The 15,816-nt window shown below is 46.3% G+C and carries 11 protein-coding genes; 4 read left to right on the forward strand and 7 right to left on the reverse strand.

Annotated features, from left to right (window positions below; genetic code table 11):
• Window positions 1–7 precede the first annotated feature (7 nt).
• Complete coding sequence (locus tag TY03_RS10795; RefSeq protein ID WP_042370204.1) at window positions 8–412, reverse strand: hypothetical protein; 405 nt, start codon at window positions 410–412, stop codon at window positions 8–10.
• A gap of 114 nt (window positions 413–526) precedes the next feature.
• On the opposite strand from TY03_RS10795, the gene TY03_RS10800 reads away from it, so the two are divergent.
• Window positions 527–2,176, forward strand: a complete 1,650-nt coding sequence (locus tag TY03_RS10800; RefSeq protein WP_042369966.1) for a B12-binding domain-containing radical SAM protein — start codon at window positions 527–529, stop codon at window positions 2,174–2,176.
• On the opposite strand, the gene TY03_RS10805 is transcribed toward TY03_RS10800, so the two are convergent.
• Window positions 2,173–3,150, reverse strand: a complete 978-nt coding sequence (locus TY03_RS10805; RefSeq protein ID WP_042369968.1) for a uroporphyrinogen decarboxylase/cobalamine-independent methonine synthase family protein — start codon at window positions 3,148–3,150, stop codon at window positions 2,173–2,175. The two genes, TY03_RS10800 and TY03_RS10805, sit on opposite strands and share 4 nt — an antisense overlap.
• Window positions 3,151–3,283: 133 nt before the next feature.
• Window positions 3,284–4,882, reverse strand: coding sequence for an aspartate:alanine exchanger family transporter (locus TY03_RS10810; protein ID WP_042369970.1), 1,599 nt, complete (start codon window positions 4,880–4,882; stop codon window positions 3,284–3,286).
• A 268-nt stretch (window positions 4,883–5,150) separates the two neighbouring features.
• Here TY03_RS10810 and TY03_RS10815 point away from each other — a divergent pair, with 268 nt between their 5' ends.
• Both TY03_RS10815 and TY03_RS10820 read left to right on the forward strand, forming a co-directional pair.
• Window positions 5,151–5,924, forward strand: coding sequence for a threonine/serine exporter family protein (locus tag TY03_RS10815; RefSeq protein ID WP_042369973.1), 774 nt, complete (start codon window positions 5,151–5,153; stop codon window positions 5,922–5,924).
• Entirely contained in the window at window positions 5,921–6,454 is a 534-nt protein-coding gene (locus tag TY03_RS10820) for a threonine/serine exporter family protein (RefSeq protein ID WP_148335643.1), read from the forward strand. Before TY03_RS10815 ends, TY03_RS10820 begins: the two co-directional genes overlap by 4 nt.
• A gap of 140 nt (window positions 6,455–6,594) precedes the next feature.
• Here the strand turns inward: TY03_RS10820 and TY03_RS10825 are convergent, their stop codons facing one another.
• Window positions 6,595–7,263: a bifunctional 4-hydroxy-2-oxoglutarate aldolase/2-dehydro-3-deoxy-phosphogluconate aldolase gene (locus TY03_RS10825; protein WP_042369977.1), complete on the reverse strand. Its 669-nt coding sequence runs from the start codon at window positions 7,261–7,263 to the stop codon at window positions 6,595–6,597.
• A 33-nt stretch (window positions 7,264–7,296) separates the two neighbouring features.
• Entirely contained in the window at window positions 7,297–8,322 is a 1,026-nt protein-coding gene (locus TY03_RS10830) for a sugar kinase (RefSeq protein ID WP_042369979.1), read from the reverse strand.
• A 244-nt stretch (window positions 8,323–8,566) separates the two neighbouring features.
• Here TY03_RS10830 and TY03_RS10835 point away from each other — a divergent pair, with 244 nt between their 5' ends.
• Window positions 8,567–9,631 carry a LacI family DNA-binding transcriptional regulator gene (locus TY03_RS10835; RefSeq protein ID WP_042370206.1) on the forward strand — a complete coding sequence of 355 codons (1,065 nt, stop codon included), beginning with the start codon at window positions 8,567–8,569 and terminating at the stop codon, window positions 9,629–9,631.
• 101 nt (window positions 9,632–9,732) lie between these two features.
• On the opposite strand, the gene TY03_RS10840 is transcribed toward TY03_RS10835, so the two are convergent.
• The gene (locus tag TY03_RS10840; RefSeq protein WP_230201971.1) at window positions 9,733–12,456 is read right to left on the reverse strand and encodes a sugar-binding domain-containing protein; all 2,724 of its coding nucleotides are present in this window, start codon (window positions 12,454–12,456) and stop codon (window positions 9,733–9,735) included.
• A gap of 64 nt (window positions 12,457–12,520) precedes the next feature.
• Window positions 12,521–15,814 carry a DUF5107 domain-containing protein gene (locus tag TY03_RS10845; protein WP_042369983.1) on the reverse strand — a complete coding sequence of 1,098 codons (3,294 nt, stop codon included), beginning with the start codon at window positions 15,812–15,814 and terminating at the stop codon, window positions 12,521–12,523.
• Window positions 15,815–15,816: the final 2 nt, after the last annotated feature.

Here is a 15,816-nt window from a genome sequence, read left to right on the forward strand (position 1 = left end):
ATATCGTTTAATACCGCATGGTCAGTGTTATATTACCTTCATCCACACCATCAGCATATAACCGCCCTCTGAGATTAGGTCCACTGATATCGACACCTCGTATTTCAAGCATAGGATACCTATTACCGTAATCCAGGTATAAAGTGCCATATTCTATTCGCCACCGAATAGGTAAACTGGTTGCAAATCGACCTCCATCCTCAGGGAAATAATATTGATTGTCGGTAGCGAAACCATCGCTGCTAAATGAAATTCCACTTTCTACCGGAGCATCACCGTAGTTAAAGCCCAAATCGCCTACCCATGTTCGGCCAACCAAATCATCGAAAATGGTATGATCGCTTTCACAAGAAGTAAACCCCCACAAGAGAGTTGTCAAAAGGAGTATCTTTACGTAGTTTATTTTTTTCATAATCCCTGTCATTTTATCAAATATATGCGGCAAATATAATCTTTTTAAGAGCAAATACGAAATTAAAGCTGACTTTTTTCATACCTTTGCAAGAATAAACGATAAATACCCCGCATGAAACTTCTTTGGCTTGATTTAAATAGCTCTTACGCACACTCTTCCCTTGCTTTACCGGCTCTGCACGCTCAAATAGCAACCGATACCTCCATTGAATGGGAGGTGGTATCGGCCACCATTGGCGAAAATGTTGGAATGATTGTCAACAACATCTACAGTCATTGTCCGGATATTATTGCTGCAACTACCTGGCTCTTCAATCACGAACAACTCTTACATATCGTATCAAGAGCCAAAGCATTGCTTCCACACTGTACCATTATCTTGGGAGGCCCCGAGTTCCTAGGCAACAATGAAGCTTTTCTACGCAAAAATCCATTCGTAAACGGTGTGTTTAGGGGAGAAGGCGAAGAGGTATTCCCGAGTTGGTTAAAGGTATGGAACCGTCCCGACTCATGGAGCCACATCACCGGCTTGTGCTATCTCGAAAGTGATGAACGGTATTGCGACAACGGGATAGCTCGTGTCATGAACTTCGACCGCTTAATCTCTCCCGAGGAGAGTCGTTTCTTCAACTGGAGCAAACCTTTCGTACAACTCGAAACGACCCGGGGATGCTTTAACACCTGTGCGTTCTGCGTAAGTGGCGGTGAAAAGCCTATTCGAACCATTGACATGGCAACCATCCGCCAACGGCTCACAGAGATTCATCGACGGGGAATAAAGAATGTGAGAGTGCTCGACCGCACCTTTAACTACGACAACAAACGAGCCAAAGAACTGCTTACCTTGTTTCTTGAATTCTCGCCCGATATCTGTTTCCACTTGGAGATACATCCGGCTTTGCTCTCAGCAGAGCTGAAAGAAGAGTTGGCAAAGCTTCCGCAAGGCTTGCTTCATCTCGAAGCCGGTATTCAGAGCTTACGAGAAGAGGTATTGGTACAAAGTCGGCGTATGGGAAAACTATCCAAAGCACTCGAAGGACTACAGTTTCTCTGCTCTCTGCCTCAAATGGAAACACATGCCGACCTCATTGCCGGGCTTCCTCTTTACCATTTGAGCGAAATCTTTGAGGATGTACATACCCTTGCCGGTTATGGAGCAGGCGAGATACAACTCGAATCACTAAAACTACTACCGGGCACGGAGATGCGTCGCAGAGCCGAAGAGTTGGGTATACAATACTCCCCCCTTCCACCCTACGAAGTATTACAGACTCGGGAAATCACGGTAGAAGAGCTACAAACGGCTCGCTACCTCTCTCGTTTGCTCGATGGTTTCTACAATGTACCTACGTGGCGCAGCGTCACACAACAGCTGATGCTTGCCCATCCTGCATTCTTATCGGATTTACTCCACTACGTGATACAACTCGGACTAATCGACCAACCCCTGAGTATGGAAAAGAGGGGCTTAATTCTGTACGAGTTCTGCCAAAAGGCTTATCCGGAGGCTCAGGCACTAGTAAGCATCGCCTGGATCGAGGCAGGTATGTCGTTAAAGAAACTTCCCGCCGAAAAAGTCAGAACCAAAAGGCAAGTTCCCTTCGAGGAGTGGCAAGTCATTTATGGAGAGTATCATGAGACGCTCCGCTTATGTTTCTTACCCATCCACGAAGAGAAAGGCTATTGGTTCGGATTCGAATCGGAAGCACAGAAACTACAGCCGGTATTCAAGGCAACGAATCTACAGAGAGATTCTATTTAACCCTCCTCAGGCCAAAATCGTTTGGCTACTATCTCGGCCATACTCAACGTGTCCCATTGCTTTTGCAGGGTTGTTTCGTAAGACTCGAAAGAGGATGGCTGCGGATTGGGTATACACAGCGTAAAGCGGCGCAACGGAATGTAGCGGTTTACCTCTTCGATCTTGGCACATAGCTCATCCAACTCCTCTTCGTCCGGATAATGCGATAGTACGAAGCCAAAGGTAGCTTGTTTCTCACGGATAAACCAGAGCAAACGGCTCTTACCACAACTCGCCGAGTCGTAGTCGAGAAAGAAGGCATCCATCCCTTTTACGGCATACAGCATTTCGCTGGAGGCATGGAAAGCCACGAATAAATCTTTGGGATAATCGACCAAAGACATATTGTTAACGCGAATGGCGTTGTCTGTTACGATGTGTGTGATATCATCAAATTGCACATAGCGACAACCAGATCCGTACAATTCGGTAATTAATTTATGATAGGCAATGGCAATATCTTCAAGCAATACTTCGAGATCGGGGTAGATACGGTCGAGCTCTTCGCGGTTATCCTCCTTCAACAACTCGGCCAACATAAGAGATGGGGCCGGTAGCACCTGTTTGGCAATAATATCTCCACCGGTAATCCCGGTCAGGAACATGAAGTCATCAATAATAAAGTGATGGTGCAAGTCAATGCGACCTGTTAACTCGAGCGTGCTTTTCTTAGTGGGTCTTAATCGAACTCCTTCAAACCCGCACATAAAATCGAGGGGCCATGAGTCGCTACGAAAACGACCATCTGTTACTACTTTCGAACCAATTGCTTTGAGCCGATCGACCAGCGTTCTGATTTCGGCATCTTCCATGGCACGTAATGCTACCTGACTTAACTGTCCGTTTCGTAATTGCTCGCGAGCCTCTATCAATACTTTCGGCATCAAAAAAGCCCCGGCAACATCTACTTTGAACGGAGGAACAACGTTTTCCATACACGCTACAGTTTTTAGTTAAAAATGAATTACACTTTCTCTCTAATAATCACGTCAACAAATACTTAAAGAAATCGGTTAGTATTCAAAAAGGAAGAATACTAACCGACCAAAGATAGGAATATAATTCGATTTAGAACAATGTAGAGGCAATTATCTGTATAAACAAGATAAGAAACACCATAGCAATGGGATAAACGGTTGCATAGGCTACACTGGGAATATTACTGTCGGTCATTGAGTCGGCAGCAGCCAAACCGGGGGTACTGGTCATACCTCCGGTGAGGGTTCCCAGCAAGTCGAGCAGACTGATTTTAAACACCAGATGCCCCACAATGGCGGCAATAAACATCGGCACCAAAGTAATGGCAGCCCCTACTCCAAAGAGCAACAAACCACTCTCCTGGAAGGTGGAGACCAGATTTGTTCCGGCCGAAGTTCCGACTTCGGCAAGAAAAAGCAGCAACCCGAGCTGACGCAAAAGCTGATTGGCAGGACCCGACATGGACCACATAATAGGACCTGTTTTGCCGATAGCACTCAGAAAAAGAGCCACCATCAGTACACCACCCGTAAGTCCGGGCGAGAATGACAGGCTATCGGAAAAGGAAATATTCAACTTACCGAACAAAACACCTAATACGATACCCATGGCAATAGGGAAAAAATCCGTATCCGAAAGCTTCTTTGCGTCATTGCCCAGCAAACGGCTTACGCCCTTCAGCCCTTCCTTCTCTCCTACAACCATCAGCTTATCGCCAAACTTCAACTCGAGTTCGGGCGAAGGAGCCAGATCAATACCACTTCGGCGCACACGGGTAACCGTACAGCCGAAATTCTTTTGCAGGTTGAGGTGACCAATCGTCTTATTAATCATGTCCTTTTTAGTAAGCAGCAACGATTCGATCTCTTGCGTAGTATCCAACGGTAAATCACCTTCCACACGCTCGCCTACCAATACGCCAAGCTGAACCATGGAATCTTCGCTACCGACGGCTTTGATGTAATCGCCTTCGCGCAGTACCGTATGCGCCATGGGAATAGACAATTGTTCTTTGTGTTTGAGGCGCGAAATGACCGCTCCGGTCATGGCACGTACATTGAGTTGCGTCAGGTTCTTTCCAAATACATTGGGGTTGGTGATACGAAACATACCGGTGGTAAGATCGGGAAACTGTCCTCTACGCTCCTTCTCGAGTCGTCGCGCTTCTTTATCAAGATCGACACGAAGCACCTTGGGCAGGAGCTTAACGAAAAGAATGACTCCGATCACTCCAAACGGATAGGCAATACCGTAAGAGATAGAGGCGAGCGGTGAGTGTGTGCTATCGATGGCTACAGCCAAACCGGGGGTACTGGTCAGCGCACCGGCTATCAGCCCTACAATACTGGGGGTATCAATATCGAAAGCAAACTTCAACCCTACGGCTGTAAGACAAGCTGAGGTAATGATGAGCAACGTGATAAGAATTAACGTTTTCCCCTTACTTCGAAACGAATCAAAGAATCCGGGACCTGCCTGAATACCAATCGTAAAAATAAAAAGCACTAAGCCGAAATTGCCCAACTCCTTAGGTATGACCACACCAAAATGGCCGAATAATAACGCGATGAAGATAACAGCCGAGACATCGAGCGACAAACCTTTAATACGGATGCGTCCCAACATAAAACCCAGTGCTACAATAAGGAATAATGCAAAATAAGAAGAATTTAACAAATCTGTTAACATAAAAATAATGGGGTTCTTTTGGTTTAAGCGCACAAAGATAGCATAAAAAAGTGAGATTGAGAAGTACTATTTTAACAGTGCGTTAAATACGTACTCTTGGTGTCAAAGAATACGTATTCATTCCGGTAAAAAGTACGTACTCTTGCATAGGAACAAAAGCAAAGGATAAAATAAGGATTAACAGTGTTAAAATAGAGAGGAAGAAAAAACATCCGGTTTGCCATTTTTTTAATTACCTTTGCACTCCAAAAAGGAAAAAGATTTCATCATGGATATTCACCAGGAACTAAAAGAACTATCTAATTTCTTGTCGGAGTACTCTACCAGTCTCATGGCAGTGGGCGTTCAAACCTCCCGCATCGTACGCAACACATCACGCATAGCCGAATCATTTGGCTTTGAATGCGACATGACTATCTTTCAGAAGACCATCATCATGACCCTGCGCGATGCAGACAACTCGCACTCGTACAGTACCGTCAACAAAATTAAACCGATGGGACTGAACTTTGCCATCAACTCGGCACTGAGCACCTTGAGCTGGGAGGCATACGATGAGCATCTATCGCTCACCGAACTGCAACGGCGTTATTTCGACATTGTAAGCAAGCCACGCGAAAGCAAATGGTTGGTATTAATATTGGTGGCCTTTGCCAATGCAGCCTTCTGTAGGCTGTTTCAGGGAGATTTTATTTCGATGGGTATTGTCTTTACAGCCACACTGGCCGGTTTTTACATTCGCACGGTGCTGATGGGGCGACATTGGAATCACTTATCGGTGTTCATCATCTCCTCTTTCGTAGCATCGATCATCGGTAGCACAGGCTACCTGATGCATTGGGGCGAAACACCCGATATGGCATTGGGTACGAGCGTGCTCTATCTCATTCCGGGCGTACCACTCATTAACTCGATTATGGACATTATCGACGGACATGTACTGGCGGGCATATCGCGTTTCATCAACGCCTGTCTGCTTATCATCTGTATTGCGATAGGTCTTTCCATTACTCTTTTAATAACCGGTATAAGCGCATTATAATGAACATAGATTTTATTACAGCCATTCTTCTCGATGGCATATTTGCGGCGGTTGCCGCTATTGGGTTTGCGATCATCTCTAACCCGCCACGTAAAGCTATATTGATATCGGCACTATTGGCAGCTGCCGGACATGCCATGCGGTATTTCTTGATGCATACCGATTTGTTTACGATGAGTATTGCGCCTGCATCCTTCTTTGCAGCCATTACGATTGGGCTGTTGGCTATTCCTTTTGCCAAGTTCATTCACTGCCCGGCAGAGGTTTTCTCGTTTCCTTCGTTGTTGCCCATGATTCCGGGAATGTTTGCTTATAAAAGCATTCTGGCATTGACCAAGTTCATGCATACAACCGATCAAGAGGCCTCGCTGAAATATTTGGTCGAGTTCTTCCACAACGGTAGCACCACTATCTTTGTACTGTTTGCACTGGTCGTTGGTGCAGCAATTCCGGTATTTATTTTCCATCGCCAGTCGTTTACGGCAACCCGTTCGATCAAACTATTGATAAATAACAAACCACCGAAATGATTCACTAACAAAATCAGTCCGATGGTTTGCCCCCTTTAAAACACCTTTAAACAAAATGACGAGTATGCCTCCTTTTCCTAAAACACTAACTAACCCTTTTAAGGAGGCATACTCTGAAATTTGCGTTAACGCAAATATCTTTATTTACGAGCTTCGGCAATATAGCCTAACGCTTCTTCGCACTTAGCTGTAACATATGCCCAGTCTTCGGCAGCTACTTTGTCTTTAGGGAACAACTTCGAACCCATACCTACACAAAATACACCGGCTTTGATCCAAGAGGTCAGGTTCTCTTTGGTTGGCTCTACACCACCTGTAACCATCAGTTTAGACCAAGGCATCGGAGCTACCAGTCCCTTTACGAAGTTAGGACCGTACACATCGCCCGGAAATACCTTGCAAAGATCACATCCTACTTCCTGCGCAAAACCAACCTCGGATACCGAACCGCAACCGGGTGTATAAGCCACCAAACGGCGGTTACAGATCTTTGCAATCTCGGGGTTGAACAGTGGACCTACGATAAAGTTAGCACCCAACTGCAAGTACAGAGCAGCCGTAGCCGGATCGACAATCGAGCCGATACCCATAGCCATTTCGGGACACTCTTTGGCAGCGAACTTCACGATTTCGGCAAACACCTCGTGAGCAAAGTCGCCACGGTTGGTGAACTCAAAAGCACGAACACCACCATCATAGCAAGCCTTCACTACTTTCTTTGCCACTTCTGCGTCTTTATCATAAAACACCGGAACCATACCGGTCGAACCTATTTTGTTCAACACGGCTATCTTATCAAATTTTGCCATCTTAAGTTTCTATATTATAAATTGAAGTATCTATTAGCGTTGCACACGACCCGAAGCATCACCACCCGACAAAGCCTCTACCTCTTCGATAGAAACAAGGTTGAAGTCGCCGTTCACGGTATGTTTCAAAGCAGAAGCAGCCACAGCAAACTCCAGTGCTTCGCCTTGGTTGGGCTTCGTCATCAGGCCATGGATGATACCACCCGAGAATGAGTCGCCACCCCCTACACGGTCAATGATGGGATCGATATCGTAACGCTTTGACATATAGAATTCGTTGCCATCGTAGATCATAGCCTTCCAGCCATTGTGTGTAGCCGAGAACGATTCGCGCAAAGTCGACACAACATACTTGAATCCGAACGCCTTCATCATCTGCTCGAAGATGCCTTTGTAGCCTTCTGCATCGGTATGTCCTGCTTCCACATCGGCATCGGGTTTGAAGCCCAAGCAAAGTTCGGCATCTTCTTCATTACCAATACATACGTCAACATACTTCATCAAAGGTTTCATGATCGATTGAGCTTTCTCTTTGGTCCATAGCTTCTTACGGAAGTTAAGATCGACAGATACCGTTACACCGTTACGTTTGGCAGCTTCGCAAGCCAGCATAGTAAGCTCGGCAGCTTTGTCCGAAATAGCCGGTGTAATGCCCGACCAGTGAAACCAATCGGCACCTTGCATAATGGCATCAAAGTCAAAATCGGAAGCATCGGCCTCGGCAATCGATGAATGAGCACGGTCATAAATCACTTTGCTTGGACGCATAGAAGCGCCTGTTTCAAGATAATAAATGCCTACGCGGTCGCCACCACGGGCTATAAAGTCTGTCTTTACACCAAACTTGCGAAGTGCATTAACGGCCGACTGGCCAATTTCGTGTGTAGGCAGTTTAGATACAAAGTAAGCATCGTGCCCATAGTTCGCGCAGCTTACCGCAACGTTAGCTTCACCCCCACCGTACACTACATCAAAAGCGTCTGATTGAACAAAACGCGTGTTACCCGGAGTAGACAATCTTAGCATGATTTCGCCTAACGTAACGACTTTCTTTCTCATAATTCTATGTTTTAATGAAATAAGTAATTAATATTATTAAGTTTCAATTTGTCATTTTAAGCTTATTTTAGACTATAACACACTGATACAATGCACTATACCATCAAGAACAGGCTATATGACACAACTTTCGTGTGCGGGCACAAAGATACAACAATTTTCGTAATTACAAAAATTGTTATATATTTGTGTCCGAAATATTAAGATTATCAGTGTGTGCGGACACAAAATCGAAAATAACCTTATGAATAAGTTGCCAGATCGAATAAGAATCAAAGATATCGCCCGCTTGGCGGACGTATCAGTCGGAACAGTAGACCGTGTAATTCACGGCCGTAGCGGAGTTTCAGAATCAAGTAAAAAACGAGTGGAAGAGATATTGAAGCAACTGGATTATCAGCCCAATATGTATGCCAGTGCATTGGCATCGAACAAACGATACTCGTTTACCTGCCTCCTCCCTCAACATCTCGAAGGAGAATACTGGTCGGCCGTCGAAGCAGGCATCAGCGAAGCAGTTGTTGCTTATTCGGATTTCAATATATCAGTCAAGACTACCTATTACGACCCCTACAATTATCAATCCTTTGTAGACGCGAGCCATACGATTCTTGATGCACACCCCGATGGCGTAATGGTAGCCCCTACCGTAACCCAGTATACAAAAGAACTTACCGATAAACTCAACGAACAAGATATACCTTATATATATATAGACTCTAATATCAAAGAGATTCCCCCATTAGCCTTCTTCGGGCAGAATTCGCGACAGAGCGGATACTTTGCTGCCCGTATGCTTATGTTATTGGCAGGCAATGAAAAAGAGATTGTGATCTTCCGTAAAATCCACGAAGGAATTATCGGTTCTAATCAACAAGAGAACAGAGAAAAAGGATTTAGGCAGTACATGGAAGAACATCATCCGTCTTGTCATATACTGGAGCTCGATTTGCATGCCGAGCGCGATAACAAAGACAGCCTGATGCTCGACGAATTCTTCCGCCAGCACCCGACCATTAACAGCGGTATCACGTTCAACTCAAAAGCATACATTTTGGGAGAATACCTGCAAGCGCATCAGCGCGAAGGGTTTAACCTCATTGGGTACGACTTGCTTGAGCGCAACGTGACCTGCCTGAAACAGGGAAGTATCTCTTTTCTACTGGCGCAGCAACCCGAACTCCAGGGCTTCAATGGCATCAAAACATTGTGCGATCACCTTATCTTTAAGAAAGAGGTTACACATGTTAACTACATGCCCATTGACCTGTTAACGGTAGAAACGATTGATTATTATAGCAATAAATAGCAACACTCATTAAATGGAACGAGGATACTCTTAGCGGGTATCCTCGTTTCATTTGTATAGGCTATTGTCCGGTTTATAATCTATCCGGAGAAGCAGTACGTTTACTTATTCAACAATTGCTGAATGGCTTGGTTGGTTTTGCCGGTATCACTCTTTTGCTGAACTACGGCAGGAAAAAGCGCATCTACCTCGTAAAGCTGTAAGCTCTTCTCGGGCAAGAATGCTGCCGAGGCAACATACTGTTTGACCGATACCAACAACTGCTGTGCTGCCAAACGCTTGTCGATGTTTTTCTCGGGATCGATACAGAGCACAAACAAGTTACCGTTTCCTACTTTGGCTTCGAAAGCAATTCCTAACTTTTGATTGGTTTCGTAAGAGTCGATGCTTTGTATGATTGGTGTAATCTCTTTCAAATTATTCAACTCCAATGCAGTGGAACCGTTCAGCACATCAAACCATTGCCAGTCGGCATACTCACGCGTAGGGAATTGACCGAATGCCGGATGCTGGTTACGAATCAGCGTACCCACAATCATGGGATTCCAGTTGAACATGATCGGATTCCAGAAATGGCTGGCAAAACGAGCTTTACGCCCTTCTGCTTTTTCGGGAACCAGCAAGACGTTTTTCCCTTCGCTCAACCATCTTTTAGCTTCTTCGTTCCAAGAGCGAGTATATAAGAATCCTTCAGAAACAGTTGCTGTCGATTGGGGATATACCCAGATATCCCATTCATTCTTCACTCCTGCCAGTTCTGCTTTTAGTGTCAACTTACGGGCAGTATCTATGCCGTCGAGCATCACTTCAACTACTCCCAACGAATCGACCCTTGCAGGCTGAATGGTGCGAACGGCACAGCTTCCTTTGCGATATGCAACACCGGCCTCATCCACCAATGTCCAGTTTAGTTTCTGTGCTTTTATCGCCTTTTCGCCATAGTGATACAGTTCCAGTTTGGGCCGGAACTTCTCCCCCGCTCTATAGGTACGTTTGGATAGACGAGCCAATAGAACAGTCGGCGCACAAGACTCCCGGTATTTCTCGGGAGTAACCAGTCCTTTGCTTTCCCAGAAAGCATCGAGGATACCGACAAAGGCACTACCCTGCCCGGGGAAATCGGCCAACCCGAGTAATTGGAAACCTCCCGAATTGTTGGTACGCAAGAGCGACTCGTTGACCTCTTTGTACTGAAGTACGGTGTGCGCTCCCGTTGCCCGGAAGAAGTCATCGGCCTGATGCAGCATACCGTTCTTGGTCAGCCTTTCGCGAAACACTTCAAAATTGCGTGGTTCCAATACACCTGTATATTTCTTGATCTCTTCGAAATTGGGGTACATACAGCGCTGTCCGGTTTCGTGTGCAATGACCGGAACGTCGATATCAGACTGTTTGCACAGATCCCAGTCGGTAGAAGGTTTGCCTTCATAAGTAGTAATCCATCCTTTGCTGGTAACATGCGAAACATAATACTGATCCGAAGCCGTATGCGTGCGAGCAGTCGAAGCCGAGTAAAGTCTACGCGAATCATAAGCCTGCGCCTTCTTCACCAAATCTTCTAGAACGGCAAAATCGCCTTCATTCTCATTACCATTACACATCAGGATGAATGAGGGATGGTTGCCGTATTCATCTAAAATAGCATACATCTCTTTTTCAAAGAAATCCCTGCGGGCAGGGTATTGTCCCACATCTTTAATCCACATCGGCAGCTCGGCTTGAAGATACAAACCCAGTTCGTCCGCAGCCGTAAATGCTGCCTTGGGCGGACACCAGGAATGGAAGCGAACGTGATTCATTCCATACTCCTTAACGGTAGAGAAGATACGTTTCCAGTCGGCCACATCTACAGATGGGTAGCCCGTAAGAGGAAACACAGCACAATCGAGCACACCGCGCAAATGAATATCTCTACCGTTGAGACGAATGTGATGCTTGCCTTGCTCTACGCTACGCATACCATATACCACTGTTTGGGTATCCTGCGTTTCGCCTACATTCCATACGGCATCGAGTTCATAGAGGTTGGGCGAGAATTCATCCCAACACTTCATCCCGTTGCCCATAGAGAGTGTTTGACGAATCGGCGAAGCAGCAGAAAGACTGTCTATCTCTACGCTTCGGGTAGCTATCACTTTGCTGCTATTCTTCTCGCGGATGTTCAAGTCCAGTCTTCCTTTTTGACCGGCTTTGAGCGAAGAGAGTTTCACCGCTACTTCGATCTGCTTCGCAGGCACGTCGGTAGATACCTTTACCTGTTGGATATGAGCTTTTTCTTTTACTTGCAATGCCATACGGCCTACAATTCCGTTCCAGTTGGTCTGCGTATGTTCGGTTGTTCCGTGTGCCCATTGATCCATCGGATATTTCAAACGGTTGTCTACACATAGAGTCAACGTATGAGTGCCCGGAGTGAGCAGTGGCGTCATTAGAAAACGGTTGGGGGTACTCAGACGTTCGTCCATGCCTACCAACTTTCCATCCACATAGACTGTTGTTTCCCAATGGCATCTCTCCAGATCGAGGTAAATCTCCTTACCTGCCCAAGCAGTGGGAATAACAACCTCACGCTGATACCAGGCAGCTCCCTGATATTCAAACTTACGGCTCAGTCGATCTACATAACGAGCTGAGTTTTTAATCCCTTTTCCTCCCTGATCGGTAGAGCCGGGCAGCATAATCGTTTCGGATAGTTTATCCAAATAGAGCTCAGAGCCCGGTGTCTTTCCAAACCCCATCGGGTCGAGTTGAAAACGCCACATACCGGATAAATCAATATTCGGTTGCAGGGGCTGTTGTGCGGGTAGTTGTGTTGTTAACAGCATACCCAGAAGCAGTGTCGCCAGCTTGTATTTCATTGGTTTATTCATTTTGTCTTCCTTGGTTTTATTAATGGGTTAATGCCCGACGGTGCAGTTGAACTCCCTGATGGTTATTGTCCATCCCGGCTGCCAATGCAAAGAAGTGTTCGGCTTTCTCTGTCTCCGAAAGTCCCAAATGTCCCAGTGCCATCAAGTAATAACAATGAATGGTATTTTTCTTATTCATATCATCCTCCCATATCTGCAAATCGGGTAAAGATACGGCAAAATAATCCATTTTAAATGTATCGTAAAGGTGTTTCTCACCATACGTAACCAAGCGATTGAAACGGCTGCGTGCTTCCTCCTCACGTCCCAACCGGCGAAGAGCCAATCCTTGATAGAATATCTTATCGGGTTTCTGATCGTTGTAATAGATAGCAGCAGCCGGCTGACTGTTGCCGGTACAGGCTTTCAGTAAGAGTGAATGTGCCTCTTCGCTACGTCCCAACTGTTGTAGTACCAATGCCTTGTAATAGTTGAAATCATTCTCCTGTGCACCGTGCAACTTACCTTCGCCCAAGTGAGGCGGGTAGACAAAGCATTCATCTATTCGTTGGAGAGCTTGCTCATAGTCTCCTGCTTTCAAGAGCTCTTTGGCACATTCCATGCGGGCTATCTGGTACTGTGCGGGCACTTTGCCTTCTCCCCCTTCCCAAGGATGGAACTTACGCAGATCGATCAGTTCGATGGCTTCCTGGTATCGCCCCAATTGATTGAGCAGGGTGACGTATTCGAGATACAAATCATCGCGCGAGAAAGCCACTTCCTTGTAACGGTCTAACCGATCTATCCGCTCTTGATGCGAACGGTTGAGACGTTTGTATAACTGATCGAGCTCCATCAGGATACGGGCATCCGTCGTATCCAATGCAAAGGCTCTCTCCAACAAAGCCACCGCTTCATCACAACGACCGAGCTTATTGAAATAGGCCAAGGACAGATTGCGAAGCACGGTAGGGAACGAGGCATCTTGCCGTATCGACTCCTCCCACAAAGCAATCGCATCGGCGTATTGTCTTTTATCGTACCACAGATTGCCTAAATAATAATGTGCCTTCGGAGCCGTAACAGCAAAGTCGATCACAGAACGAAGTGCTTCAATTGCCTCCAATGCATTGGGGAAGCAACAATCGGCCGATTGACTCTCTGCCGTAGCTATTGCATTCCGCGCTTCTGCCGTTCTACCCAGCCGAATCAAACACCAGCTTTGGTAGAAATGAAGCAGTGTCCGTCCGTTGACCGCTAAGCCGATTGCCAGTTGCGACACCAGTAAAGCCTCTTGGAAACACCCGGCCGAAGTATAATCGAGAACCAGGTTCTCATAGTTCATCGCTTCGGGACGCATCAACGTTCGAAGAGCGTCTCTATCCCTTTCATCTCCGGTGAGGATGTATTTCTCGAACAGACAGCCGTAGTTAAAACGATCTATTTGCAGCGAATCTTCGATCCATGCCAAAGCCTCCTGTCTGCGTTCGAGGTGACGAAGAATAATCGCCTTCAAGTGACGTCCGCGTAGATTGTGCCAGTTACGCACAAGTGACTTTTCAATCTCTTCGAGTGCCTCCTCCCATCGTTCGGCAGCCACAGATAGTTGCGCCAGTGCAAAGTAACCTGCATCTTGCCATGCCCCATTCCAGCACGATTTGTAGAAATATTCATAAGCCTCTTCATTCTTCCCTTGAAATTTCAAAGCCAAGCCCAAGTTATAGAAAGGCTCTCCCTCGTAAGGATTGGGGTTTCGATCGGTAAGGGTATTGATGGCTCTTCGTAGATAAGGTTCTGCCTGTGCAAACTGCCCTTTGCGAATAAGCCACAGCCCCATGGCATTGTTGCAACGCACATCACCCGGCTCTCTGCGGAGAGCTTCGAGGTAATAATCGGTAGATTGATACGTGGCATGGCGATATTGCTCCAAGTGCAGTCCGGTTAAGAATAACTCCTCCTGAGTCCGTACATCGGCAGGATCTAAAGCAGCTTTGGCAGCTTCGGGCAACTCTTTGATTGTTTCGGGTACAGCCTTCCAAGAGAGTTTCTCTTTGCCACAAGCTCCGTAAAGCAGTACTTCGACTTCATCCAATCCCTCTACCGGAACAAGTGTATCAAACACCTCCTCGGGCGAGAGATCGCGAACCTCATCAAAACAGACATTTCCCGACTTCTTCACCACAATGTGCAAAGCCTGCTGACGAGAGGTAGCAAATATCTTCAAACGACTTGCAGTACCTTCGGGCTCAATGTTCATCAACAGTTCCGACGAAGCATTCTTAACCACTCCCAATTCGCGATAAGGCATGAAGTATTGCGTAAACCGTTTCTCTTCGTAGGGCTGAAGCCAACTAAAGTCGGGTTGATTGTCGGTATAAACGCCCGTCATTAATTCGATATAAGGTCCGTCCTCATCGGTAAGGTTACGATCCCAAGCCTGACCGAAGTCTCCGTTTCCCCACGTCCATTGTTTCTTTCCGGGAGATACATGATGATTGGCCACATGCAGCAATCCCGCTTGTGTATCGTTTTCATATCCACCCACAAAATTATATGCCGACCGAATAGCCATGTACGAAGTCGGTACGGGAATATTCTTATACCTGGAAATATCGACTCCGGCCGAATAATCCATCTTATAATACGTTCCCTTCGCAACCGGATAGCGAGATACATCGCGCTTACCATGATCGAACACTGCATTTACGTCCGAAGGAAATACGGACTGATAGTGTTCATTGACCGCAACAGCCGGATTGGCCCACCAAAGAAACGTTTGCGGAACCGGTGTAGGGTTCGACAAGCGTCCCTGTATCTCAAGAACAGCCCTTCCGGGCCGAAGCGTAAAACCGGCCATACCTTTCTGCCCGAACATTCTCTCCCGTTCATTGACCCATACAATGATGCCCCCGTCGTTACACCGTTCGATACTGTAATCGACAGGTAAAAACGTACTGGGGCGATGGTGTTGAGGCCAGTTAAACTCAATACCACCCGAAATCCAAGGTCCGGTCAGCCCGACTAAGGCCGGCTTTATCACCCGGTTGTAATATATAAAATGACGCTGCTTCACCTTATCGTAAGCCATCTGTACACGTCCACCCAATTCGGGAAGAATCATTACCTTAAGGTACTCATTCTCCAACCATACGGCTCGATACTTTTTGTTTTGGCAGGTATCTTCGATCTTTTCGATGACAGGGTAAGGATACACCACCCCACTACTGCCTTGATAGACTCGTTTCTCAAGAAACATCGGATTCTTCTCCGGTTTCCCCACACCATAGGTAGGAAGAAGAATTTCCTCTTCCCAAACATTTACCTGATGATTCATTT

The organism is Bacteroides neonati (genome assembly GCF_000499785.1).
In the GTDB taxonomy this organism is placed as follows: Bacteria; Bacteroidota; Bacteroidia; order Bacteroidales; family Bacteroidaceae; genus Bacteroides; species Bacteroides neonati.